Annotated in this window: 24 protein-coding genes; 10 read left to right on the forward strand and 14 right to left on the reverse strand. The window is 55.2% G+C overall.

All coding sequences use genetic code 11. From position 1 onward, the window contains the following. Positions 1–64: 64 nt before the first annotated feature. From AAER43_RS14030 to aspS, 7 genes are all read right to left on the reverse strand, one after another. Positions 65–517 (reverse strand): hypothetical protein, encoded by a 453-nt coding sequence (locus tag AAER43_RS14030; protein ID WP_050861719.1) that lies wholly within the window; start codon positions 515–517, stop codon positions 65–67. 195 nt (positions 518–712) lie between these two features. After that, positions 713–1723, reverse strand: coding sequence for a Holliday junction branch migration DNA helicase RuvB (ruvB, locus tag AAER43_RS14035; protein ID WP_342701991.1), 1011 nt, complete (start codon positions 1721–1723; stop codon positions 713–715). Positions 1724–1731: 8 nt separating this feature from the next. Further along, the gene (gene ruvA / locus AAER43_RS14040; RefSeq protein WP_023330723.1) at positions 1732–2346 is read right to left on the reverse strand and encodes a Holliday junction branch migration protein RuvA; all 615 of its coding nucleotides are present in this window, start codon (positions 2344–2346) and stop codon (positions 1732–1734) included. A gap of 81 nt (positions 2347–2427) precedes the next feature. Continuing rightward, complete coding sequence (gene ruvC, locus AAER43_RS14045; RefSeq protein WP_014884319.1) at positions 2428–2949, reverse strand: crossover junction endodeoxyribonuclease RuvC; 522 nt, start codon at positions 2947–2949, stop codon at positions 2428–2430. Between the two features lie 34 nt (positions 2950–2983). Further along, complete coding sequence (locus AAER43_RS14050; RefSeq protein ID WP_014884320.1) at positions 2984–3724, reverse strand: YebC/PmpR family DNA-binding transcriptional regulator; 741 nt, start codon at positions 3722–3724, stop codon at positions 2984–2986. 27 nt (positions 3725–3751) lie between these two features. Then, the gene (gene nudB / locus AAER43_RS14055) at positions 3752–4195 is read right to left on the reverse strand and encodes a dihydroneopterin triphosphate diphosphatase (protein ID WP_014884321.1); all 444 of its coding nucleotides are present in this window, start codon (positions 4193–4195) and stop codon (positions 3752–3754) included. A 1-nt stretch (position 4196) separates the two neighbouring features. Further along, entirely contained in the window at positions 4197–5969 is a 1773-nt protein-coding gene (gene aspS / locus AAER43_RS14060; RefSeq protein WP_050861718.1) for an aspartate--tRNA ligase, read from the reverse strand. Between the two features lie 264 nt (positions 5970–6233). On the opposite strand from aspS, the gene AAER43_RS14065 reads away from it, so the two are divergent. The 5 genes from AAER43_RS14065 to cmoB are packed head-to-tail and all read left to right on the forward strand — an operon-like array spanning position 6234 to position 9814. Beyond that, entirely contained in the window at positions 6234–6800 is a 567-nt protein-coding gene (locus tag AAER43_RS14065) for a hydrolase (protein WP_014884323.1), read from the forward strand. Further along, complete coding sequence (locus tag AAER43_RS14070) at positions 6797–7615, forward strand: DUF72 domain-containing protein (RefSeq protein WP_050861717.1); 819 nt, start codon at positions 6797–6799, stop codon at positions 7613–7615. Before AAER43_RS14065 ends, AAER43_RS14070 begins: the two co-directional genes overlap by 4 nt. 51 nt (positions 7616–7666) lie before the next feature. Further along, complete coding sequence (locus AAER43_RS14075) at positions 7667–8062, forward strand: MAPEG family protein (protein WP_014884325.1); 396 nt, start codon at positions 7667–7669, stop codon at positions 8060–8062. 40 nt (positions 8063–8102) lie between these two features. Next, on the forward strand, positions 8103–8846 hold the full coding sequence (gene cmoA, locus AAER43_RS14080) for a carboxy-S-adenosyl-L-methionine synthase CmoA (protein WP_050861716.1): 744 nt from the start codon (positions 8103–8105) through the stop codon (positions 8844–8846). Beyond that, on the forward strand, positions 8843–9814 hold the full coding sequence (gene cmoB, locus AAER43_RS14085; RefSeq protein ID WP_014884327.1) for a tRNA 5-methoxyuridine(34)/uridine 5-oxyacetic acid(34) synthase CmoB: 972 nt from the start codon (positions 8843–8845) through the stop codon (positions 9812–9814). The genes cmoA and cmoB overlap by 4 nt, the downstream gene beginning before the upstream one ends. 262 nt (positions 9815–10076) lie before the next feature. On the opposite strand, the gene cutC is transcribed toward cmoB, so the two are convergent. Then, positions 10077–10820, reverse strand: coding sequence for a copper homeostasis protein CutC (gene cutC / locus AAER43_RS14090; RefSeq protein ID WP_050861715.1), 744 nt, complete (start codon positions 10818–10820; stop codon positions 10077–10079). Positions 10821–10898: 78 nt separating this feature from the next. Continuing rightward, on the reverse strand, positions 10899–11459 hold the full coding sequence (locus AAER43_RS14095; protein WP_014884329.1) for a VOC family protein: 561 nt from the start codon (positions 11457–11459) through the stop codon (positions 10899–10901). A gap of 239 nt (positions 11460–11698) precedes the next feature. Here AAER43_RS14095 and argS point away from each other — a divergent pair, with 239 nt between their 5' ends. Beyond that, a complete protein-coding gene (gene argS / locus AAER43_RS14100; protein ID WP_014884330.1) occupies positions 11699–13432 on the forward strand; it encodes an arginine--tRNA ligase in 1734 nt (577 codons plus the stop codon). 35 nt (positions 13433–13467) lie between these two features. On the opposite strand, the gene AAER43_RS14105 is transcribed toward argS, so the two are convergent. From AAER43_RS14105 to flhB, 5 genes are all read right to left on the reverse strand, one after another. Beyond that, positions 13468–14607, reverse strand: coding sequence for a glycoside hydrolase family 105 protein (locus tag AAER43_RS14105; protein ID WP_050861736.1), 1140 nt, complete (start codon positions 14605–14607; stop codon positions 13468–13470). Between the two features lie 4 nt (positions 14608–14611). Then, on the reverse strand, positions 14612–16195 hold the full coding sequence (locus tag AAER43_RS14110; RefSeq protein ID WP_047027919.1) for an MFS transporter: 1584 nt from the start codon (positions 16193–16195) through the stop codon (positions 14612–14614). Positions 16196–16457: 262 nt separating this feature from the next. Next, positions 16458–16850, reverse strand: coding sequence for a flagellar protein FlhE (locus tag AAER43_RS14115; RefSeq protein ID WP_014884333.1), 393 nt, complete (start codon positions 16848–16850; stop codon positions 16458–16460). Continuing rightward, positions 16850–18928 (reverse strand): flagellar biosynthesis protein FlhA, encoded by a 2079-nt coding sequence (gene flhA / locus AAER43_RS14120; protein ID WP_014884334.1) that lies wholly within the window; start codon positions 18926–18928, stop codon positions 16850–16852. The genes AAER43_RS14115 and flhA overlap by 1 nt, the downstream gene beginning before the upstream one ends. Continuing rightward, on the reverse strand, positions 18921–20069 hold the full coding sequence (gene flhB, locus AAER43_RS14125; RefSeq protein ID WP_023330732.1) for a flagellar biosynthesis protein FlhB: 1149 nt from the start codon (positions 20067–20069) through the stop codon (positions 18921–18923). Before flhB ends, flhA begins: the two co-directional genes overlap by 8 nt. Positions 20070–20571: 502 nt before the next feature. Here flhB and AAER43_RS14130 point away from each other — a divergent pair. The 4 genes from AAER43_RS14130 to AAER43_RS14145 all read left to right on the forward strand — a co-directional run bounded on the left by AAER43_RS14130 (position 20572) and on the right by AAER43_RS14145 (position 25681). Next, positions 20572–21147 (forward strand): fimbrial protein, encoded by a 576-nt coding sequence (locus AAER43_RS14130; RefSeq protein WP_014884336.1) that lies wholly within the window; start codon positions 20572–20574, stop codon positions 21145–21147. A gap of 124 nt (positions 21148–21271) precedes the next feature. Next, complete coding sequence (locus tag AAER43_RS14135) at positions 21272–21964, forward strand: molecular chaperone (protein WP_023330733.1); 693 nt, start codon at positions 21272–21274, stop codon at positions 21962–21964. Positions 21965–22053: 89 nt separating this feature from the next. Then, positions 22054–24528, forward strand: a complete 2475-nt coding sequence (locus AAER43_RS14140; RefSeq protein WP_158008933.1) for a fimbria/pilus outer membrane usher protein — start codon at positions 22054–22056, stop codon at positions 24526–24528. Next, positions 24518–25681 carry a fimbrial protein gene (locus AAER43_RS14145; protein ID WP_014884339.1) on the forward strand — a complete coding sequence of 388 codons (1164 nt, stop codon included), beginning with the start codon at positions 24518–24520 and terminating at the stop codon, positions 25679–25681. Before AAER43_RS14140 ends, AAER43_RS14145 begins: the two co-directional genes overlap by 11 nt. The last annotated feature ends 44 nt before the right edge of the window (positions 25682–25725 follow it).

The following is a 25725-nucleotide window of genomic DNA, read 5'->3' on the forward strand; positions in this document are numbered from 1 at the left end:
GGAGTGCGCCCATGTTGGGTGCCAGCGTAAATAAGCACCGATAAAATTATCGGTGCTTATTTTATTACCTGGTACACGTTGCTAAATGCAATTTGGCACCTGGGACGTTTATACCGCCTTCCATATCAAGACACTTGACAATACCATCGGTATCAACTTTTTTCAGCTGTCCGTTAACATAGTCCCAATGACTCGCAATAGGTTCATATTCGCGTATATAAACTTTGCCGCTTGCTGGTGCGAAGGCATATTCTGGATATGTTTCCAGCATCAGCATCCCATTCATAGCGAAATTGAGCTCACGAATATTCTGCAATTCTGGATTAGAACCACATGGCTCCATCACCGCCTGCTGGTAAGCAATGCCAGTCATACATAATTTTCGTCCGTTACTGGTATTTTCAAGTTTATTATCCACCATTTTCCATGTTTGGGTTCCGGAAATAGCGGCATTCGCGGCGCCAGACAAAGCCGCGATAGTCAGAGCGGCAATAGTCAGAGCCGTCATTGTTTTCATTTTGTTATTCCTGATGTGATGATGAAATTTATTCATAGCATGGATATCGCTATAAATTCATCATAGAGGGAATAAGCGAATTATCTAAAATGATAGGTAGGATAAATTTATCCAAAATAATATGGATGATAAATCAGATGAGGTAACTAATCGGTGAGCGTCGCAGGCGAAATTTAACATCCCGCCTGCTCATCATTACGGCATTGACGGTGGCGTAATGCCGAAATGATTCCACGCCCGCACCGTCGCCATACGACCACGCGGCGTACGCTGTAAGAATCCCTGCTGGATCAGATACGGCTCCAGAACATCCTCGATAGTTTCACGCTCTTCACCGATCGCCGCCGCCAGGTTATCCAGCCCGACCGGGCCGCCAAAGAATTTATCCAGCACCGCCAGCAGCAGCTTGCGGTCCATATAGTCAAAGCCTTCGGCATCGACGTTAAGCATATCCAGCGCCTGGGCGGCAATCTCTGCCGAAATGGTGCCATCGTGCTTCACTTCGGCAAAGTCGCGCACGCGACGCAGCAGGCGGTTGGCAATACGCGGCGTACCGCGCGAACGCTTCGCCACTTCAAAAGCGCCCTCTTCGCTCATCTCCAGCCCCATATAGCGCGCGCTACGACCGACAATATGCTGCAGGTCCGGCACCTGATAAAACTCCAGACGCTGCACGATACCGAAGCGGTCGCGCAGTGGAGAGGTCAACGATCCGGCACGGGTCGTTGCGCCAATCAGGGTAAACGGCGGCAGATCGATCTTGATGGAGCGAGCAGCCGGGCCTTCACCAATCATGATATCCAGCTGGTAATCTTCCATTGCCGGATAGAGGACTTCCTCTACCACCGGAGACAGACGGTGGATTTCATCGATAAACAGTACGTCATGCGGTTCAAGGTTGGTCAGCATTGCCGCCAGATCGCCGGCTTTCTCCAGCACCGGGCCGGAGGTCGTGCGCAAGTTGACGCCCATTTCATTGGCAACGATATTCGCCAGCGTGGTTTTCCCCAACCCTGGCGGGCCAAAAATTAGCAGGTGATCGAGCGCATCGCCGCGCAGCTTTGCCGCCTGGATGAAAATCTCCATCTGGGAACGTACCTGCGGCTGGCCGATATACTCATCAAGCAGCTTCGGGCGGATCGCACGATCCACCACGTCTTCTGCCTGAAGGGTGCCTGCCGATACCATGCGGTCTGCTTCAATCATCCTTTACCTCACAATGCAGCGCGCAGCGCTTCACGAATCAGGGTTTCACTGCTGGCATCCGGTTTGGCAATTTTACTTACCATCCGACTGGCCTCCTGAGGTTTATAGCCCAGCGCCACCAGCGCGGCAACCGCTTCCTGCTCAGCGTCATCATCAGTTGACGGCGCCCCCGGTGACGTCAGAACCAGATCGGTTGCCGGGGTGAACAGATCGCCATGCAGACCTTTAAAGCGGTCTTTCATCTCAACAATCAGACGCTCGGCGGTTTTCTTACCAATCCCCGGGAGTTTAATCAGCGCCGCAGGATCTTCGCGCTCAACGGCATTCACGAACTGCGGAGCAGACATACCGGACAAAATGGCCAGCGCCAGCTTCGGCCCCACGCCGTTGGTTTTAATCAGCTCGCGGAACAGGGTACGTTCCTGCTTGTTGTTGAAGCCGTAAAGCAACTGAGCATCTTCTCGCACCACGAACTGAGTAAAGACAATCGCCTCTTTACCCGCGTCCGGCAGCTCGTAGAAGCAGGTCATTGGCATGTGGACTTCATAGCCCACGCCACCCACTTCCAGCAGCACTAACGGGGGTTGTTTTTCAATAATGATGCCTCTGAGTCTGCCTATCACGTGACGCTCCTGCGTTCTGGAAAATGTTTGACTGGCGACATAATAAAAAAAGGCTGGATGTTTATCCAGCCTGATTTCTCTTTATCGTAACCTGCCTCGCGCCAGATTGAGCCGCGATTCACTCATTTGCATCGCGTTCTGGCTGACGTGACAGTGGGTGATCGCAATGGCCAGCGCATCGGCGGCATCGGCCTGCGGGTTCGCGGGAAGCTTCAGCAAGGTACGCACCATATGCTGCACCTGGCTTTTCTCCGCGCTACCTATCCCCACCACCGTCTGCTTTACCTGACGTGCGGCATATTCGAACACCGGAAGATCCTGGTTCACGGCGGCAACAATCGCCACGCCGCGCGCCTGCCCCAGCTTTAGCGCCGAATCGGCGTTTTTTGCCATAAAGACCTGCTCAATGGCAAAAAAATCAGGCTGAAACTGGGTGATGATTTCCGACACGCCCGCATAAATCAGCTTCAGGCGCGACGGCAGATCGTCCACTTTGGTGCGAATACAGCCGCTGCCGAGGTAGGTTAGCTGGCGTCCCACCTGGCGGATAACGCCATAACCGGTGACGCGCGAGCCGGGGTCAATCCCAAGGATAATCGACATCACGCGTCTCCCGTAAACGGCTTATACGCTCTCATCAGAGAGTCGCTGCAACCTCATCAGAGATTTCACCGTTGTGATACACTTCCTGCACGTCGTCGCAGTCTTCGAGCATGTCGATCAGACGCAGCAGTTTTGGCGCAGTTTCCGCATCCATGTCCGCTTTGGTGGACGGGATCATGGAGACTTCAGCGTTGTCCGCTTTCAGACCCGCGGCTTCGAGTGCATCGCGCACGGCGCCCATCTCTTCCCACGCGGTGTAAACGTCAATTGCGCCATCATCGTAGGTCACCACGTCTTCCGCACCGGCTTCCAGGGCGGCTTCCATGATCACATCTTCGTCGCCTTTCTCGAAGGAGATGACGCCTTTTTTGCTGAACAGGTAAGAAACGGAACCGTCGGTACCCAGGTTGCCGCCGGTTTTAGTGAATGCATGGCGCACTTCCGCAACGGTACGGTTACGGTTGTCGGACAGACACTCAACCATTACGGCAGTACCGCCAGGGCCGTAACCTTCATAAATGATGGTTTCCATGTTCGCGTCTTCATCACCGCCTACACCACGTGCGATGGCACGGTTCAGGGTGTCACGCGTCATGTTGTTAGACAGCGCTTTATCCACCGCCGCGCGCAGACGCGGGTTAGAGGCCGGATCGCCGCCGCCCAGACGTGCCGCTGTCACCAGCTCACGAATGATTTTGGTAAAGATCTTACCGCGTTTGGCATCCTGTGCCGCTTTACGGTGTTTGGTGTTGGCCCACTTACTATGACCTGCCATAAAAAGTTCTCCAAAAATCGCGCCTTCTCAGGCAGCGTTAATTACAAATTCTTCAATCGCCTGCCGGTTGCTCCACGACTTGGTCAGTGCGGCGGCATCCGTCGCATCCACCCAGCGGTAGTTCAGGTGTTCGGTAAACACGATCTCCCGCTCATGGGGGAGCGCGAGACAGAACCACGATTCCGTATTGCGCTCAATGCCCGGCGCGTAGCGATGACGTAAATGGCTAAAAATTTCAAACTCCACCGTGCGCTGACAGTCCTTCAGGGTCAGTTGCTCGCGAGCAACATCAATGGTGACCTCTTCCTTTACTTCACGCGCGGCGGCCTGCGGCGCGGTTTCCCCCTCTTCCAGGCTGCCGGTAACCGACTGCCAGAAATCAGGATCGTCGCGCCGCTGCAACATTAGCACCCGCTTCGTGTCCTGGGCATAAATGACAACTAAGACAGAAACGGGAAGCTTGTATGTCATATCAGTTTTTCTCTTCCTTCTTCACCACCTCAATGCCCAGCTCAGCCAGTGCAGTCGGGTTAGCAAAGCTTGGCGCTTCGGTCATCAGACACGCTGCGGCAGTGGTTTTCGGGAAGGCAATAACATCACGAATGTTATCGGTGCCGGTCAGCAGCATGGTCAGACGGTCAAGACCGAAAGCCAGACCTGCGTGTGGCGGTGTACCGTATTTCAGGGCGTCCAGCAGGAAGCCAAATTTCTCGCGCTGCTCCTGTTCGTTAATGCCCAGGATGCCGAACACGGTCTGCTGCATTTCGCCGCTGTGAATACGCACGGAACCCCCGCCCACTTCGTAGCCGTTGATCACCATGTCGTAGGCGTTTGCCACCGCATCTTCCGGAGACGCTTTCAGCTCTGCCGCCGTCATGTCTTTTGGCGAGGTGAACGGGTGGTGCATCGCGGTCAAGCCGCCTTCACCGTCGTCTTCAAACATCGGGAAGTCGATAACCCACAGCGGTGCCCATTTGGTTTCGTCGGTCAGGCTGAGGTCTTTGCCCAGCTTCAGACGCAACGCGCCCATCGCATCGGCAACCACTTTCTTGTTGTCAGCGCCGAAGAAGATCATGTCGCCATCCTGCGCGCCGGTGCGCTCAAGAATCGCTTCCACGATGTCCGCATTCAGGAACTTCGCAACCGGGCTGGTGATCCCTTCCAGACCTTTCGCACGCTCGGTTACTTTAATATAGGCCAGACCTTTCGCGCCGTAGATCTTAATGAAGTTGCCGTAGTCGTCGATCTGCTTACGGCTCAGTGCCGCACCGCCCGGTACGCGCAGGGCTGCAACACGGCCTTTCGGATCGTTAGCCGGGCCGGCAAATACCGCGAACTCAACGGATTTCACCAGGTCTGCAACATCCACCAGCTCCATCGGGTTACGCAGGTCTGGTTTGTCGGAACCGAAACGACGCTCGGCTTCGGCGAAGGTCATGATCGGGAAATCGCCCAGCTCGACGCCTTTCACGTCATTCCACAGGCTACGCACCAGCGCTTCCATCACTTCACGCACCTGCTCGGCGGTCATGAAGGAGGTTTCCACATCGATCTGGGTGAATTCTGGCTGACGGTCAGCACGCAGGTCTTCGTCGCGGAAACATTTGACGATCTGATAGTAGCGATCGAAACCGGACATCATCAGCAGCTGTTTGAACAGCTGTGGAGACTGTGGCAGCGCGTAGAATTTGCCTTTATGTACGCGGGATGGGACCAGATAATCGCGCGCACCTTCCGGTGTGGCTTTGGTCAGCATCGGGGTTTCGATATCGAGGAAACCGTGGTCATCCATGAAACGGCGCACCAGGCTGGTGATTTTCGCACGGGTTTTCAGGCGCTGGGCCATCTCCGGACGACGCAGATCCAGGTAGCGGTATTTCAGACGCGCTTCTTCCGTGTTGACATGGTTGGAGTCCAGCGGCAGCGCTTCAGCACGGTTAATGATAACCAGATCGGACGCCAGCACTTCAATGGCACCCGTCGCCATGTCTGCGTTGACGTTTTTCTCGTCACGCGCACGCACGGTACCGGTGACCTGAATGCAGAACTCATTACGCAGCTCAGAAGCCAGCTTCAACGCATCCGCACGATCCGGGTCGAAGAACACCTGAACGATACCTTCACGGTCGCGCATATCGATGAAAATAAGGCTACCAAGATCACGACGACGGTTGACCCAACCACACAGGGTGACCTGCTGTCCGACGTGGGACTGACGCAGCTGCCCGCAATATTCTGTACGCATGAGATATCCCTTAATTAGCCGCAGGCTAAATGTCGCCTGGAATGCAGGCTACTATGTCGCAGCTTTCTGTATGTCACAACTGGATGAAAAAAGGCGGCTATTATACTGGAAATTCCGCCGGACGATAAGAGCGAACCACGGCCTGACGGTCGTTTGCTGCACTCTTATTGCGCATTCTCACAAAAATTAACAAAATTATCCGACCCATTACAGGTCATCACGTCGTATGGTGTTACGGAAGTGATTCATTTAACGGGAGTAACGATGTTAACACTGGATGCCAGCAAAACCGCGCTTGTGGTGATTGATTTACAGGAAGGGATCCTGCCCTTTGCCGGTGGCCCGCACGCTGCGGATGATGTGGTTAGCCGCGCCGCTCGTCTGGCGGAAAAATGCCGTGCCAGCGGTGCCCCTGTAGTCATGGTGCGCGTCGGCTGGTCCGCTGATTTCGCCGAGGCGTTAAAACAGCCCGTTGATGCACAGGCGCCCGCCCATGCCCTGCCGGAAAACTGGTGGACGTATCCGGTGTCGCTGGGCAAACGCGACAGCGATATCGAAGTGACCAAACGTCAATGGGGCGCATTCTACGGAACCGATCTGGAACTGCAGCTCCGCCGTCGTGGTATCGACACCCTTATTCTGTGCGGCATTTCCACCAACATCGGCGTGGAGTCTACCGCCCGTAACGCCTGGGAGCTGGGCTTTAACCTGGTCATTGCGGAAGATGCCTGCAGCGCGGCTTCCGCGGAACAGCATCAGGGCAGCATGACCCATATCTTCCCGCGTATCGGACGCGTGCGCAGCACGGACGAGATCCTCAGCGCACTATGATGTATGTGGGGTTACCCCAGTGGTCGCACCCGAAATGGGTGCGCCTGGGCATCACCGGCCTGGAAGAATATGCCCGACACTTCAACTGTGTCGAGGGCAACACGACCCTCTACGCGCTGCCTAAAGCGGAGATTGTTGAACGCTGGCGGGAGCAAACGACCGACGATTTCAGGTTCTGTTTTAAGTTTCCGGCGACCATCTCCCACAACGCCGCGCTGCGCAACTGCGGGGATTTAACCGAAGAGTTCTTTACGCGCATGTCGCCACTGGCGAACCGGATTGGGCAATACTGGCTCCAGCTTCCCGCCACGTTCGGCCCGCGCGATCTGCCTGCCCTGTGGCAGTTTCTGGATAGCCTGCCCCGCGAGTTTACCTACGGCGTGGAGGTCAGGCATGCTGAATTTTTTGCCAAAGGTGAAGCAGAAATAGCGCTCAACCGCGGCCTGCTGGAACGTGCGGTCAACCGTGTCATTCTTGACAGTCGCCCCGTCCACAGTGCAATCCCGCACAGTGAAGCGATTGTGGATGCGCAACGTAAAAAACCGAAAGTGCCGGTCCACGCCATCGTCACCGCGCAAAATCCGATGGTCAGGTTCATCGGTAGCGACAACATGCAGCAAAATCAGGCGATGTTCGCCGTCTGGCTGCAAAAATTAGCAAAGTGGGAGCAAACCACTACGCCCTATCTCTTTTTGCACACACCGGATATTGCGCAGGCACCCGAACTGGTCGATGCTCTCTGGCAGGCCTTGCAGACCGCGGTTCCCACCGTGGGCAACGCCCCCTCCATTCCACAACAATCTTCTCTTTTCTGATATCACCCCCTATCATAGTGAAGTGCCATCTGCCAAAAACAGGGAGTTTGTATGGTCAGCGCGCTGTATGCGGTGTTAGGTGCATTACTGCTGATTAAGTTTTCATTTGATGTTGTGCGTCTGAGAATGCAGTACCGCGTTTCTTATGGTGACGGCGGTTTTTCGGAACTGCAAAGCGCTATCCGCATTCACGGTAATGCGGTCGAATACATCCCCGTCGCCTTGATTTTACTGCTGTTTATGGAGATGAATGGCGCAGAAACCTGGATGGTTCACGTCTGTGGCCTGCTTCTGATTGCTGGCCGACTCATGCATTATTATGGCTTTCACCACCGCTTATTCCGCTGGCGTCGTTCCGGCATGAGCGCGACCTGGTGTTCGCTTTTGCTGATGGTTCTGGCTAACCTTTGGTATATGCCGTGGGAGTTGGTTTTCTCCCTCCATTAGCGCACAATACGCCACTTTATTTTTCCCGGATTTTTACGTTATGTCAGATCGCGACACGCTTTTTTCCGCGCCTATCGCCAGCCTGGGCGACTGGACCTTCGATGAACGGGTAGCCGAAGTCTTCCCGGATATGATCCAGCGCTCTGTTCCCGGTTATTCCAATATTATCTCTATGATCGGTATGCTGGCTGAGCGCTTCGTTCAACCCGGCACGCAGGTCTATGACCTGGGCTGCTCGCTCGGCGCGGCAACGCTGTCGGTACGTCGTAACGTTCATCATGAAGATTGCCGAATCATTGCCGTCGACAACTCCCCGGCGATGGTAGAACGCTGCCGTCGCCATATTGATGCGTATAAAGCCCCTGTACCGGTGGACGTCGTCGAAGGCGATATTCGTGAGATTGAAATTCACAACGCGTCGATGGTCATCCTGAATTTTACCCTGCAGTTCCTGGTGCCTGAAGACCGTCAGCTGCTGCTGGACAAAATTTACCAGGGGCTAAATCCCGGCGGCGCGCTGGTGCTTTCCGAGAAATTCAGCTTTGAGGATGCCGACGTTGGCGAACTGCTGTTCAATATGCACCTCGATTTTAAACGTGCGAACGGTTACAGCGAGCTGGAGATCAGCCAGAAGCGCAGCATGCTGGAAAACGTGATGCTGACAGACTCCGTAGAAACCCACAAAGCACGCCTGCGCAAAGCCAAATTTGAGCATAGCGAACTGTGGTTCCAGTGCTTTAACTTTGGCTCACTGGTGGCGCTAAAAGCCGGAGATGCAGCATGATTGAGTTCAGTAATTTCTATCAGCTGATAGCTAAAAACCATCTGTCTCACTGGCTGGAAACTCTGCCCGCGCAGATTGCCGCCTGGCAGCGCGATCAGCAGCACGGCCTGTTAAAGCAGTGGTCAAATGCGGTGGAGTATCTGCCAGAGCTGACCCCGCATCGTCTGGACCTGCTTCACAGCGTCACCGCAGAAAGCGAAGCACCGCTCCCGGCCGGGCAGATCAACCGCATCGAAACGCTGATGCGTAACCTGATGCCGTGGCGCAAAGGGCCTTTCTCGCTCTACGGGGTGAACATCAACACCGAATGGCGCTCCGACTGGAAATGGGATCGCGTTCTGCCTCATCTGTCTGACCTGACCGGGCGCACTATTCTGGACGTGGGCTGCGGCAGCGGTTACCACATGTGGCGCATGATTGGCGCAGGCGCGCATCTGGCAGTCGGTATCGACCCAATGCAGCTGTTCCTGTGCCAGTTTGAAGCAGTGCGTAAACTACTGGGCAACGACCAGCGCGCGCACCTGCTGCCGCTGGGTATTGAACAACTCCCGGCCCTGAAAGCGTTTGATACCGTTTTCTCCATGGGCGTGCTCTATCATCGTCGGTCCCCACTTGAACATCTGTGGCAGCTTAAAGACCAGCTGGTCAGCGGCGGTGAACTGGTACTGGAAACGCTGGTGATCGAAGGTGACGAACATGCCGTTCTGGTCCCGGGCGATCGCTACGCCCAGATGCGTAACGTCTACTTTATCCCGTCCGCGCTGGCATTGAAGAACTGGCTGGAAAAGTGCGGTTTTGTGGATGTGCGGATTGCCGATGTCAGCGTGACGTCACTCGAGGAGCAGCGCCGCACCGACTGGATGATCACCGAGTCGCTGGAGCAGTTCCTTGACCCGGCCGACCACAGCAAAACCATCGAAGGCTATCCGGCACCGATGCGTGCGGTATTGATCGCGACGAAGCCGTAGCCCTTTAGCCGGGTGGCGGCTACGCCTTACCCGGCCTACGCGTCGCACGTTTTCTCCAGAATAGTTCAAGTTGCAGCAAGGCGGCAACGCAGCGAATCCCCGGGAGCTTACATCAGTAAGTGACCGGGGTGAGCGAGGCGGCCAACGCGGCTGCGGCTTGAAATATGAAGGAGAAAAAAAGGCCCCTGTTGAAATTGCAGGGGCCTGGTACAAGCAAGCATCATATTGGGCGACATGATGCGCGGTAAAAATCGGTACGTTGCTACACGTGATAGCGCTCAATCAGCGACTTCATTTCCGCAACCGACTCTCCATCTACACCGTAGCGTGAATACTCATCCGCTTCAGCATCCGTCGACATTGACAGCCCTGTATTGCGATAACGCATGGGTGAAGGTATCCATTTCACCGCAGAGCTGTGAAGCTCTTCCACCCCGGCGTTTAAAAACCGTTCCAGATTGCCGGCACGGACTCCCGCACCCGCCATTATTATTGGAACACCGGAATGGGCTTTTAGTTCCGTAATTAATTGCAGACCTTTTTCAGCAGATGACTGTTGCCCTGATGTCAGAACGCGCGCCACACCCAGTTCGGCAAGGGTATCAAACGCTTGCAGTGGGTTTTTGCACATATCAAACGCACGATGAAACGTCACGGCCATTCCTTTTGCGGCGTCCATCACCTGACGCATACGCGGCAGATCGACCTCACCGTCTTCATCCAGCAGGCCGGTCACCAGCCCGGGGAACCCGAGGTCACGAACAAGGGCGATATCTTGAAGCATGGCACTGAACTCACCCGACGTATAACAAAAATCACCGCCGCGAGGACGAATAATGGGGTGTACCGGAAGGGTGACGGCCTTACGGGCCGACGTCAGCACGCCGTATGAGGGCGTTAACCCTCCTTCTTTCGGGGCGGCGCACAGTTCAATGCGATCGGCCCCTTTCCGTTGCGCGGTGACGGCACACTCCACGCTATAACAACAAATCTCCAGCAGCGCCATCGACTCCTCCTTAAAATCGGCTTAACGCGCCATCATGGCACGCCTCTTGTTTTGGGTCTCAGCGACGAGTCACAACTCTCAGGCTTCGCTGGCAACGATCTGCTCAATGGTCCACGGATGAAATTTCACCGTCACCTGCCCGTCAGTCACGGCCAGCGTCGGATTAGGCAGACGCTCACGCTCGCCTTTGGGCGAACTTGTCTTCACAAAAATGCCCGGCTGGCTTAATCCCTCGTCTGAGAGCAGGGCCAGCGCGCGCGCGTTCAACGTTTCCGGCTCACCCGGCAGGACGATTTCGATATGCTCCCAGCCTTCGTGCGGGTAACGTTTTTCACCCGGCCATGGCAGTTCTACAACGGTGAATTGCCAGTGCGCCACGCAGACCGGTTCATGCAGTTTGAACAGACAAATGGGACGACCATTAATCATGTTCTCAGAAAGCAACTCACCACACTGTTCAAACCCGCGACGCCAGCGCTCGGCAGTCGCGTTTTGATGGCAGCGCAAAGAGATGTGATCGGCCTCAAGCGGCGCGATATCCAGACCAAGACGGGTGGCAAGTTCTGTGAACGCCTGGGTGAAGCGCGGTAAATCTGCGGAAATATCATGCAGTTCGTCAATGGATTGCCAGTTCGCCATACGTCAGTCTCTTTTCATGTCGCAAAGCCGCTAATTTACTCTGTTGCCCTGTTTCGACCAACCTCTGAATCGCGGTTTTTACGACTGCATGTTTATGCACCTCTTCTCTGGCTGGATTCTGAGCAATCTTCGGGCCCCGCAATGCTGACGGCAGAAGGCATTTGCAGTATACTCCCGCCCTAAATTCTTTAACTGGCGCGGGCGGTTGTAGGCCCGCATCAAAAACGTAAGGTATCCAGGTGAATATTCAGGCTCTTCTCTCCGAAAAAGTCAGTCAGGCACTGATTGCCGCAGGTGCGCCTGCGGATTGCGAACCACAGGTTCGTCAGTCAGCAAAAGTACAGTTTGGCGACTATCAGGCTAATGGCGTGATGGCAGTGGCTAAAAAACTGGGCATGCCGCCGCGACAGCTCGCTGAGCAGGTATTGACGCATCTGGATCTCACCGGTATCGCCAGCAAAACCGAAATCGCTGGCCCGGGCTTTATCAACATTTTCCTGGAGCCTGCATTCCTGGCAAGCCACGTTGACGCGGCGCTGAAATCAGACCGTCTGGGTGTCTCCCGACCACAAGCGCAGACGGTGGTGATCGACTACTCTGCCCCGAACGTGGCGAAAGAGATGCACGTTGGTCACCTGCGTTCCACCATCATTGGTGATGCCGCGGTGCGCACGCTTGAGTTTCTCGGTCACAAGGTAATCCGCGCAAACCACGTTGGCGACTGGGGTACCCAGTTCGGCATGCTGATTGCTTACCTGGAAAAACAGCAGCAGGAAAACGCGGGTGAAATGGCGCTGGCGGACCTGGAAGGGTTCTACCGCGAAGCGAAAAAGCATTACGACGAAGACGAAGCCTTTGCCGAGCGCGCGCGCAGCTACGTCGTCAAGCTGCAGGGCGGGGATCAATACTTCCTCGAGATGTGGCGCAAGCTGGTGGACATCACCATGTCCCAGAACCAGCTTACCTATAACCGTCTGAACGTGACCCTGACCCGTGATGATGTGATGGGTGAGAGCCTTTATAACCCAATGCTGCCGGGCATTGTGGCGGACCTGAAAGCGAAAAACCTGGCGGTTGAGAGCGAAGGTGCAACGGTCGTGTTCCTTGATGAGTACAAAAACAAGGAAGGTGAACCGATGGGCGTGATCATCCAGAAAAAGGATGGCGGCTATCTCTACACCACCACCGATATCGCCTGCGCGAAGTACCGTTACGAAACCCTGCATGCTGACCGTGTGCTGTACTACATCGACTCCCGTCAGCACCAGCACCTGATGCAGGCATGGACTATCGTGCGTAAAGCCGGTTACGTACCGGATTGCGTTCCGCTGGAACACCACATGTTCGGCATGATGCTCGGTAAAGACGGCAAGCCGTTCAAAACCCGTGCGGGTGGTACCGTGAAGCTGTCTGACCTGCTGGATGAAGCGCTGGAGCGCGCCCGTCGTCTGGTGGCAGAGAAGAACCCGGACATGCCTGCCGACGAGCTGGAAAAACTGGCTAACGCCGTCGGTATCGGCGCGGTGAAATACGCGGATCTCTCTAAAAACCGAACCACCGACTATATCTTCGACTGGGATAACATGCTGGCGTTTGAAGGCAACACGGCGCCTTACATGCAATATGCTTACACCCGCGTGCTCTCGGTGTTCCGTAAAGCGAACATTGATGAAAACGTGCTGGCGAATGCGACCGTGACCATCACGGAAGATCGTGAAGCCCAGCTGGCGGCGCGTCTGCTGCAGTTTGAAGAGACGCTGACGGTTGTCGCCCGTGACGGTACGCCGCACGTTATGTGCGCTTACCTGTACGATCTGGCGGGTCTGTTCTCCGGCTTCTACGAGCACTGCCCTATTCTGTCTGCGGAAAATGAATCGGTCCGCAACAGCCGCCTGAAGCTGGCGCAGCTGACGGCGAAGACCCTGAAGCTGGGTCTGGATACCCTGGGTATCGAAACCGTAGAGCGTATGTAATACAAAAAACCCGGCAGCCGCCGGGTTTTTTATTATCAGAAATACTTCCGCAAATACTCCGTCAGACACAGAATCGCCATGGCCTGTCCGTAGGGCATCGACGTCAGCGGGATTTGGCGATAAAACGCCAGGTCGCTGCCCATCCCCGTGCCGAACGACGTTTGCAATAACTCCCCTTCCGGCGAGATATTTTTCACGATGCCGCGAATCGCTTTTTCAGCAACGTCAGCATACGCAGGCGCAACATAGCGCTTACGCACCGCTTTCAGGATCCCGTAGGCAACCCCGGCCGTCGCGGACGCCTCCAGGTACGAGCCCGGATCGTCCAGCAGGGTATGCCACAAGCCGCTCTCGTCCTGACACTTTGCCAGCGCGGCAATTTGCGCATTCAATACCTGCACCAGATAACGGCGCACGGCGTTGTTTTCCGGCAAATCAATCAGTTCGAGGAAATCCGGAATCACGATGGTGAGCCAGCTGTTGCCCCTCGCCCAGCGGGCACGGGCAAAGTTATGGTTGCCGTCGTAACTCCAGCCGTGGAACCACAGGCCCGTCTCCCGGTCCATCAGGTTCTGCACGTGCAGCAGGAACTGATACACCGCCTCTTCAACGTACTCCGGTTTGTTGAGCAGTTTGCCGATTTTCGCCAGCGGCAACACCGTCATCATCAGCGTGTCATCCCACATCTGCTGATGATTCTCTTCCGCCAGGGTGATGTGCTGCATGCCACCGTGATCGGTGCGCGGCATCTCGGTCATCGCCCATTCCGCCCAGCTTTCCAGCCACGGCAGCCAGGCCGGGTTTTTGGTCTCTTCATAACGACAGGCCAGCGTCAGGAACGGCGACATCGTATTGACGTTTTTGGTAGTGGCACCTTCAGCAAAACGGTCAGCAAACCAGCTGTCGATAATGTCGCGCATGCCTGTGTCACCGGTCTGGCAGTAATACTGCCAGATACCGTACAAACCGACGCCGTGCGTCCATTCCCATCCGGCCCAGCCTTTGGTGTCGATCACGCGCCCGTCGTCCAGCCGCAGCAAAAACTCACCCGTCTTGTCGTGGATATTGACCAGGTTATGCGTCACCTTTTGAATCAGTGCTTTCAGCTCATCTCTGGCAATAAAGCGTTCAGGTTGACGCAATAACGGGCTATGTTTGACAGGCCAAACTTTCATCATCTTAACCTCTGTTGTATGTCGAATTCAGTACTGCACGATCCTTCAGCGAAGGTGCGGCTGGCTTATTGCGATTCAGATAACCGATGTTGTTATTACCCCACAGTGACGCATACGGCATACCGGCCAGCATCTCGACAGTGGCGCGGGCGTGCGGCGTCGCTGATTCCGGTATCGCATGACCCCACGCACGCATTTTCGCGGTCTCCTCGCGCAGCGTGCTGTGGGTCTGTAAATTCAGTCTGAAACGCAGGGAAACGAGGAATCCGCAGAACAGCACCAGGAGGGTGCCCACACTCAGGATCATCAAAATGGTATGGCTCACTTCCGCAGGCTGCACTTTCTGACCGCTGACAAAGCCGGACATCTGCATCACGATGCCCACCAGCATCACCGCACCGGCCTGAGACGCTTTACGGGTGAGGGTCATGATGCCGGCGAAGATCCCTTCGCGGCGCTGACCGGTGATCACTTCGTCCACATCAGCGATGTAGGTATAGGTATTCCACGGCACGTAGTTGATACCGCCGCGGCCAAGACCGGCAATGGCAGAAACCAGCAACAGCAGAGAATAGATGTCGCTCAGCCCGGCATAATAGAGGACGGCGTAAGAAAGAGAGGCCAGGCCAAACAGTACCACCACCATGCGGTAGGACGGCGCAGGACCAAAGCGAATGCACAGCGGGATCATCCCGAGCACGGCGAGAAACTGGAAGATGGCCATCGTACCGAGCAGGTTAGAGGCCATTGAGGCTTCCTGCATCAGCACAAACACCACGTAGTAGGTGAAGACCGCGTTAAATACATCCTGCGCAATGTAGCCGCCGAGATACATGCCCAGATGCTGGCGGAAAATTTTAATTCGCAGCGTAGAACTCAATTCCACGAACAGACGATTCAGGCTCTGGCCCAGCGTCAGCTTCTTCTTCTCTTCTTCAGCCCGCAGCGCCGCTTCGGACCATTCCTCACGCGGACGTTCCCAGGTAAAGCACCAGACGAAAATGAGCATCAGGGCGCACAGAACGGAGAAAACCAGGCTTGCATAGAAGAAGGAGACCGCATTGTCTTTACCGAAATGCGTGAGCAATATCCCGGGCAGAAAGGAGGCCAGAATGGCGGACATCTGCGCCATGGAAATACGCGCCCCGGAGAACTTGGTTTTCTGTTTGAAGTCATCGGTCATTTCCGGCACCAGCGTCTCGTACGGCACCAGAATCATGGTGTAGACAATATCAAACACCAGATAAGTCAGCAGGTAATACCAGAAATTCATGTCCCCCACCCACATCAGCGAGTAGCTGAACACGCACGGGATCCCCAGCAGAATAAAGAATTTACGGCGACCAAAGCGCTTTCCGAGCCAGGTCGTACCGAAGTTGTCCGTCAAAAACCCCATTAACGGACTGACAACGGCATCCAGCACCCGTGCCGCGGCAAAAATGAACGTTGCTTCAATCGGTGTGAGTCCACAGAAGGTGGTGTAAAAATACAAAAGCCAGGCCGCCGTCAGGGCGGTGGTACCCGCCCCGAGGAAATCACCTGACCCGTATGCAAGATAATTTGCGAGTCCAATTTTACGTGTTTTCATTGCCGTCAACCCTAATCAATGTTGGGAGACTCCCTGTAAGCAAACCTCGTCCGGGAGCTTTTACACGGCTACAGTAAAGGCATCGACTTCCTGATACCTTTCTGTTTCTGCCATCACGCAGGGGGTGAATGGCAAAAATGCAAAGAGTATCGTCACGCGTGTCACTGATTTATAAAACAGCGTTTCTTTTTCATCAAAAGGTGAGGTCAGTTTTGCGAGCCAGCCATCAGTATTCCCTGATGGCTGGTGAAAAAGCGGGCAGTTAGCGGTAGTTTACAATGACAGAATTGCTCTGCACTTTTAGCGCCGGGATCAAACGTCCCCCGCCCGGCACTTCCCAGATAAAACGCAAAGGTTCAATGGCGGGCACGCCGTTGAACGCCTGCGTCGTGCCATTCTCTCCGTCGATTTCCGTACAGCGACTCTGGGAGCAGAGCCGCACCCGCAGTCCGGCTGGCGTTGGGCCAATCAGTCTGTAATTCCAGACCACCATCCCCATCAGACCGGAAACCGCTTCAGAGGGCGACAGCGGAGTAGAAGACATGGCGACACCCCGGTTGCTCAGGGTCACGCCCATGCTGCTTGCCTGCCAGGCGCCTTCCCCGGCCGCCTGTGCCGCCAGCGGGAAGAGCATAATCCAAAGCCATTTAGCCATTATTTTCCTCCAATCGTCGCCGTCATGCGGATATGACGGTTATCCGACAACTCCATATTCGACAGCACCACCAGCTGGTTCAGGCTGCGACGCAGGAAGCGCGACAGCAGCGGACGCAGCGCATGGTTGACCAGCAGCACGGGTGGCGCCCCCAGCATCTCCTGACGTGCCAGTGCCTCCTGGGTCTGCTCCAGCAGGCGATCCGCCAGACCTGGCTCCAGGCCGCCCCCGCCCTGCAGAGCCTGCAGCAGCAGACGTTCAAGCGGCGTGTCGAGGCCAATCACCTGCACTTCTCCGGTCCCCGGGAACCACTGCTGCGTGATTGCGCGCCCCAGCGCCACGCGCACCACCGCCGTCAGCTCGTGCGGATCGCTTTGCAGCGGCGCATGCTCGGCAAGGGTTTCCAGAATGGTTCGCATATCGCGGATCGGCACTTTTTCCTCGAGCAGGTTTTGCAGCACCTTGTGCAGCGTGGTTAACGTCAGCACGCCCGGGACCAGATCTTCCGTCAGCTTCGGCATCTCCTGCGTCACGCGGTCGAGAAGCTGCTGCGCTTCCTGACGACCAAACAGCTCTGCCGAGAATTGCCCAATCAGATGATTAAGATGGGTTGCCACCACGGTACTGGCTTCGACCACCGTATACCCCTGGATTTGCGCCTGCTCTTTCAGCGCACTTTCAATCCAGATGGCCGCCAGACCAAAGGCCGGATCGACGGTTTGCTCGCCCGGCAGCGTGCCTGCCGCGGTGCCAGGGTTAATGGCCAGCCAGCGACCCGGGTAGGCATCGCCGCTGCCAATTTCGACCCCTTTCATCAGAATACGGTAGCGCGCAGGCGGCAGATCCATATTGTCACGGATGTGAACCACCGGCGGCAGGAAGCCCATATCCTGAGCGAATTTTTTACGGATACTGCGGATACGGCCAAGCAGCTCGCCATCCTGCTGAAAATCCACCATCGGGATCAGGCGATACCCCACTTCCATTCCCAGGGAATCTTCCAGCTGCACGTCGTTCCACGTCGCCTCGACGGCCTGAGTATTCTCTGGCATTTTCACCGGAACCGGATCCGCCGCCGGTTGGGTTTCACGGCCACGCATCCACCAGGCAAGGCCCAGCAGACCCGCCGTAAACAGCAGGAAGACGAGGTTTGGCATGCCCGGTACCAGACCAAGCAGACCCAGAACGGCAGCGGCCAGCAGCATTACGCGCGGGTTACTGAAGAGCTGGCCAACCATCTGCTCGCCAACGTCCTGATCGGTACTCACGCGGGTGACAATCACGCCCGCCGCCGTGGAGATGACCAGCGCCGGGATCTGCGCGACCAGACCATCACCAATAGTCAGCAGCGTGTAGCTTTCCGCCGCGTGGCCCATGTCCATGCCGTGCTGCAATACCCCCACCAGCAGGCCGCCCACCACGTTAATCACCATGATCAGAATGCCCGCGATGGCATCACCGCGCACAAACTTACTCGCACCGTCCATGGATCCGTAGAAGTCCGCTTCCTGAGTGACTTCCGCACGGCGTTTTTTGGCTTCATCTTCCGCGATTAACCCGGCATTCAGATCGGCGTCGATCGCCATCTGCTTGCCCGGCATCCCGTCCAGCACAAAACGGGCGCCCACTTCCGCAATACGTCCGGCACCTTTGGTGATAACCATAAAGTTGATGATCACGAGGATAACGAACACCACGATACCGATAGCGAAATTACCGCCGACCAGGAAGTGGCCGAAGGCCTCCACCACTTTACCTGCTGCTGCCGCGCCGGTGTGTCCTTCCATCAGAATGATACGCGTGGACGCCACGTTCAGTGCCAGTCGCAGCAGAGTGGTAAACAGCAGAATGGTCGGGAACGCGGCAAACTCGAGGGTCCGCTGAGTGAACATCGCCACCAGCAGCACCATAATGGAGAGCGCAATATTAAACGTGAACAGCAGATCGAGGATGAATGCCGGGAGCGGCAGAACCATCATCGACAAAATTAACAGGATGAGAATCGGCCCGGCGAGGATCTGCCATTGGGTCGATTTCAGGTTGCCGGGCAGGCGCAACATTGCCACCAGATTAGCCATCAGTGTCCTTCTCGTTCATAAAATCCAGCGCGGCAGGCACCGGAAGGTTCTCAGGTTTCACAGGCCGTTGACCCCCGGCCAGACGCCAGCGTTTCAACTGCCATACCCAGGCCAGCACTTCCGCCACCGCGGCGTAGAGTTGTCCCGGGATCTGTTGTCCGATTTCCGCATGGCGGTATAAGGCACGCGCCAGCGGTGGAGCTTCCAGGATCGGCACGCGGTTTTCGGTGCCAATTTCCCGGATACGAAGTGCGATCAGCCCCGCCCCTTTCGCCACCACTTTCGGCGCGCTCATCTTATTTTCGTCGTAGCGCAAGGCAACGGAATAGTGTGTCGGGTTGGTGACGATGACATCCGCCTTCGGCACATCCTCCATCATGCGCCGACGAGCGGCAGCACGCTGCATCTGACGGATACGCCCTTTAACGTGCGGGTCACCTTCCATCTGCTTATATTCGTCACGGATATCCTGACGTGACATCCGCAGTTTCTTGAAATGGCTATAAAGCTGGAAGATAACGTCAAAACCGACCATCGGGATAATGCTGAGCACCACCAGCAGCGCGCAGAGTCCAACCAGATTCAGGGCATTACTCATGGCAGTAAGGGGCGACTCGCTGATGAGGCGCATCATTTCGGGCCAGTGATACCAGAGGAAGAACCCGGCAGAACTGCCCATCAGCACCGATTTGAGAATAGCCTTGAGCAGCTCGGCGCCGGTCTGCGCCGAAAACATTTTCGCAATGCCCGGCAGTGGGTTCAGCTTCGAAAATTTGGGCTGCAGTGATTTTCCGCTAAACACCAGACCGCCCAGCATGACTGGAGAGACCAGCGCCACCAGCACCACGCCGGTAATTAAGGGCAGCAGCGCAACCATGGCCCCTTTTATTAACTGAATAATCTGGCTGAGGATCAGATTCGGGTCATTGACCATACTGTGGTCAAAACGTAAGCCAGTTGAGAGCATTCCCGCCAGCTTGCGGGCGAGCGACTCCCCACCCCACCAGATAATGCACACCCCTACGACAAGGATCAGCAGGGAGGTCAATTCTCGGGATCGGGGGATCTGCCCTTCCTCACGCGCTTTTTCAAGTCGGTGGGGTGTGGGGGCTTCCGTTTTGTCGTCGTTCTCTTCTGCCACAGTGCATGCTCAGCCCATTACGTCACGGTTATCTTGCCACGGGAGGTTATCGCCAATGGGTAGATAAACCCCTATAATCATGCCCTGTTAACCACTTTAACGATTAAACGCTGTAGCGAGGCTGCTTGCCGTTCAAAAAACGTACAGATCAGGTTTGGCAATCACTTTTTAATACTGATTATTTTTTAAAAGTGTTTTTAATAAAAATAAATATAAAATTTTTAAAAACTGAGTTGGCTGGTTTCATCAACAAAATACGTCTATTTTTTGATCAAAATATACTTATGGATGATATGGAATAGAAAAAATTATAATTGATTTATATCAATAATGGTTTTTCTCCAGTATTAAAATATTTTTCATGACGGTTATAATAATTAATATTAATCTTGACCCACAATTACTTGAAGGAAATTACCCGCTATACTTCTGCACGGTGTCAATTGAGCCAAAATATTAAATTGAATACCTAACGTGTTTTTAAACTCAGGAGTTTTTGCAGATGGATTTCAAAAATAACTTTATGGCTGGCGCAGTACTTGCGGCCATTTCGATGGGCAGTTTTGCTGCCGAAATGAATGCGGGGACGGTCCACTTTACGGGAGAAATTATTGAACCGAGCTGCACCATTCAGGGTGATAGCGGCACGGACAGTACGGTCCCTCTGGGGACGTACCCTAAATCTCTTTTTAAGGCGGTCGGAACTGAATCTTCCCTGACCCCGTTCTCGATTACGCTCGCAAACTGCCCGGTAAAGAGCGATGGGCTGCCGGCAGTACAGCTCACCTTTAACGGCACGACGACCCTGACCAATACCTCTACGCTGCTGGATGTCAGCAAAATCACCACCACCGGTGAGACCGCCGCCACCGGTATCGGCGTCGCCGTTAGCCCGGCGGGCAAAGACACTCAACTTATCACCATGGATGGGGCAGAAGGACAGGTTTATATTCAACTGGCCACCCGTACTACCGATACCATTAAAGCCGACTTTAACGCCCGCTATAAGTCATTTGCCGCAACGGTGACCGCTGGCCCTGCCGATGCGGATATGACGGTGAATATTTTATATCGTTAATACCTGTTTATCTAATATTCAGCATGCCACTGATTAGATAATGACACGTAATGCGTCATGCTCCGATAATAGTCCGAAAGCGGACTATTATCATTATTTCAACCTGCTCCAATAAGGGTTTCCCGTGCGCACATCCCTGCTGTTTTTATTATGCCTTCCCGTCATAACAAGTTCGTTTTGTCACGCTGCGGGAATACAAATCGGCCGCACCCGCATAATTTACGATGCTGCAAAAAAGGAAGTTGCCCTGCCGCTTACGAACAGTGAAAAAGAATTGCCCTGGCTGATCCAGACCTGGACCGACACTGGCGATGGCAAAACGCGTGGGCCCTTTATTGTCACGCCCCCCCTCTTTCGACTCGATCCTCAAAAAGAGCAAAGCCTGCGAATCACCTGGAACGGCAGCCCGTTACCGAAAGACAAAGAGACGCTGTTTTATTTGAATGTCCGCACGGTGCCCGCAACCGCCGCAGAGGATGCCGATAAAAACGTGCTACGACTCATCTACAAAACGCGACTGAAGCTGTTCTGGCGTCCCGTGGGGCTCAACGGGACGCCAGGCGAGTCCTGCAAGAATCTGCGCTTCGTTCGCCAGGGCCAGCAGCTGACGGTGATAAACGACAGTGCGTTTTACACCGTTTTTGACTCTCTCTCGCTAGGCTCGCAGAAGCTCGAAAGCGCCGATATGGTGGGGCCAGCATCACGCGTTGATATCCCTCTTCCCGACGCTGCACCGGCGAATGACGTCAGTTGGCGGTGCATTACCGATTACGGCAATGCCTCCGAAAAATACACGTTCCATCTGACCAGGGGATAAACGACAGAATGATTGCAGGACGTAATTTCTTGCCTGTTGGGGGAACCTTTCGGCTGAATTCGGTTACACGCTGTCTGGCGAGTACCCTGATGTTAATGATTTTTTCCGCAGATGCCCGGGAGTATCTCTTTTCTCCTTCCTCACTCGAAGGGGACATGCTGACGCAGCAGGATATCGACCTCTCGCTTTTTACAAAATCGAACGCCCAGTTGCCCGGCACCTACTCTTCCATCATCACAATCAACGATCGCAGGCTGAAGGATGCCAACATTCGCTACGTCAGCAGATCTGACGGGCGCCTGATCCCCCAATTGAGCCCCGCGATGCTGCGCGCCTGGGGCATTAATATCGACCGTTATCCTCCGTTGCTGAAGCGTCCGGCGGAGGAAACGCTCCCAGAGTCGCTGGATAACTATATTCCACAGGCGTCTGCAGAGCTTGATTTCTCAACAATGACGCTTAGGTTGAGCATCCCCCAGGCCGCGCTGGCTGATAACGGTCGCGATTTTATCGATCCCTCGCGCTGGGACGATGGTGTTCCCGTCCTGTTCAGCGATTATTCGCTGTCGGGCTCGCAAAGCAAAGAAGATCGCGAGGACAGCACAGAAAGCCGCTATCTGAATTTGCGTACCGGGGCGAACCTGGGCGGCTGGCGTCTTCGAAACTACTCAACGTGGACCAAATCGGACGGCGATTCACAGTGGGATAACATCAACACGTTCCTGCAGCACGACATCGACGCGCTGAGAGCGCAGTTCACCGCGGGCGAGAGCAGCACGCGCGGCGAAGTGTTCGACAGCCTGCAGTATCGGGGCGTCAATCTCGCCACGGACGAAGAAATGTTGCCCTATAGCCAACGCGGCTATGCACCGGTCATTCGCGGCGTCGCCAGCTCGAATGCGGTCGTCTCGGTGCGCCAGAACGGATATCTCATCTACCAGCAGAACGTAGCCCCCGGAGCGTTTGAGATCAACGACCTTTACTCCACTACCAACAGCGGCGACCTGGAAGTGACGGTGAAAGAGGCCGACGGCACCGAACATCACTTTACTCAACCCTACTCAAGCATCGCCATTATGCAGCGCCCGGGACACATGAAGTATGAATTGACGGCGGGCCGTTATCGCGCAGACAGCGGGAGTGACCAAAAGGAGCCCGACTTCCTTCAGGGGAGCGTCATCTTCGGCGTCAACAATCTGCTGACCTGGTTTGGCGGGCTAACCCTTTCGCAAGACTATAATGCCCTCAATACGGGCGCTGGCATCGCGCTGGGGCCGATGGGTTCGCTCTCTACAGACGTCACCGCCGCCGATACCACGCTTGACGACGGCAGCAAGCATGTCGGCCAGTCCTGGCGCGTACTCTATTCGGGGAAAATTGACGCCACCGATACCAATTTCACGCTTGGCAGTTATCGCTACTCGAGTCGCGGGTATTACAGCTTTGCTGACGCTAATCAGAAGCAGGACGGACACGATAACGATTTGCTCTTCCGCTATAACAAACGCAACCGCGTTCAGGCCAGTATCAGCCAGAACCTTGCTGGCGTCAGTCTCTATCTTAACGGCTACCAGCAGGACTACTGGGGGACGTCGAAAAAAGAACGCAGCCTGTCGTTAGGTTTTAACACCGTTCTGTCTGGGGTGAGTTATCACCTGGCATATACCTACAGTAAAACGAACGACGAGGAGGCCGACCGGATGGTCTCCTTCGGCTTTAGCGTGCCGCTAACTCGCTGGCTCCCCCGCGCGTGGAGTAGCTATAACATCAGCAACACCAAAAATGGCTACACCCGACACAATATCGGCGTCAACGGAACGCTGCTGGACGACGAACGTTTAAGCTATTCGCTGCAGCAAAGCCATTCTAATCACGATGGGGAGGATACCAGCAGCGTATATGGTACCTATCGTTCTCAATACGCCAACCTGAATGCCGGTTATTACGCCTCTTCCGGCAGCGCGGAGCAGATGAACTACGGGATCAGCGGGGCCATTGTTGCACACCCCCGCGGCGTTACGCTGGCGCAGCCGTTAGGGAGCCAGTTTGCCATTGTCAATGCCAACGGCGCCTCCGGTGTACGCTTCCAGAACCAGCAGGGTATTCAGACAGACTGGCTGGGTAACGCCGTTATCCCGTCCCTGACGCCGTATCAGGAAAATGCGATTCGTATCGACACCGCAAGCCTGCCCGAAAACGTGGAGAGCAGCGATACGTCAATCCGGGTGATCCCTTCACGTAATGCCGCCGTTGAAAGCCGGTTCGATGCGCACGTGGGTTATCGAATGCTGATCGCGTTAACCCGCCCCGGCAATCAACGCGTCCCCTTTGGCGCAATCGTCACCAGCGCGAACGCGGACCTGAGCGGCATCGTGGACGATACCAGCACGGTATACCTGGCCGGCGTCGGCGAGCCCACACAGCTCACAGTGAAATGGGGAAAAGCGCCAGACCAACAGTGTGTCGCCCATATTTTACAGCAGGCAGAGGGATACACGGAGAGCCCTAACGGTATCCGTTCAACCCGCGCGCTTTGTCAGCAGGAAACAGCTTATGCTCACTAAAATGAAAAGACGAACCCTTACGGTTTCTCTGACCAGCACGCTGATGCTGGTATCGACGGGGTCTTTCGGCGCCGTCACGGTACTCAAAAATTGTTTCGGAGCCCCACAGACGTATTCCATTGATTACCATCATGAATTTACATCGACAGAAAACGTTGCAAACAACGATTATGATATTCCGGGTCACCTGGTCGGCGCAGGTGCCGACCTGGAAGCAAACTGCACGTGCCCGGGAAACATGTTTTCGTCAAGCACCGTCTACGAAAAAACCCTGGCTGGCAGCCCCCTTAACCCCGGCACCAGCGGTACTGGCTATCTTACGGATAAAATTGATGCCCACATTACTGGCTATGCGGATGCGATTAACTCCCCGGACGGCAGCTCGCTCACCCCAATCCCGATCAATGAGTACCCGACCCCGCGGGGAAATATGCTTACCGTGCTCGAATCGAGCCTGTCCAAAACAGAAGAAGAAAGCGACGTATGCAGCAATGACTCCCGGCCTGACGGTGGTGCCGCATCGAAACGCAAGTTTCGCTGGAACGTCGTGGCCGTGCTGCTGCACATAAAAAAACCGATACTGGGTGAAGAGGTGATCCCGGCGACGCTCATCGCCCAAAACTACGCCTGCCTTTATATTGGCACCGGTGGAAGCTGCGACGCCACTCAGGCAGAACACGTCTCTGATATCTGGTTTGGCGGTACCCTTTCTGCACCGCTGAGCTGCACCATCAATGCAGGCAGCACGATTGAAGTCCAGTTTGGCAGCATCGTCAGTAAACAGTTTACCCGCAAAGGGCAGCCGCCTCAGGGCTATGCCCTAAAAAGCGTCGATATTAACTACCACTGTGACGATAACGCCGTTGGTAATAATGACAGGATAAAGCTCACCCTGACGGCCGACCAGGGCATAGTGGATAGCAGTACGCCCTACATTGCTAAGCTGCTTGAAAGGGACGATCTGGGTGTGCGGGTGTACGACGAAAATAGCCAGAACGTGGCGCTGGATGGGACTTATGCATTTCCAGTAAATCTGGACGAGCAGGGAAACGGCAGCGTTAAAATACAGGCGGTTCCCGTCAGCACTACGGATGCCACGCCCGCACCGGGGAGCTTCGAAGGAAACGTCACGGTGAAGATGGATCTGCGCTAGAACAGACCCTCAGGTTACGCAGGCAACCTGAGGGTAACGGCACC

The organism is Enterobacter sp. FUJ80071 (assembly GCF_038739915.1).
Taxonomy (GTDB): Bacteria; Pseudomonadota; Gammaproteobacteria; order Enterobacterales; family Enterobacteriaceae; genus Enterobacter; species Enterobacter kobei.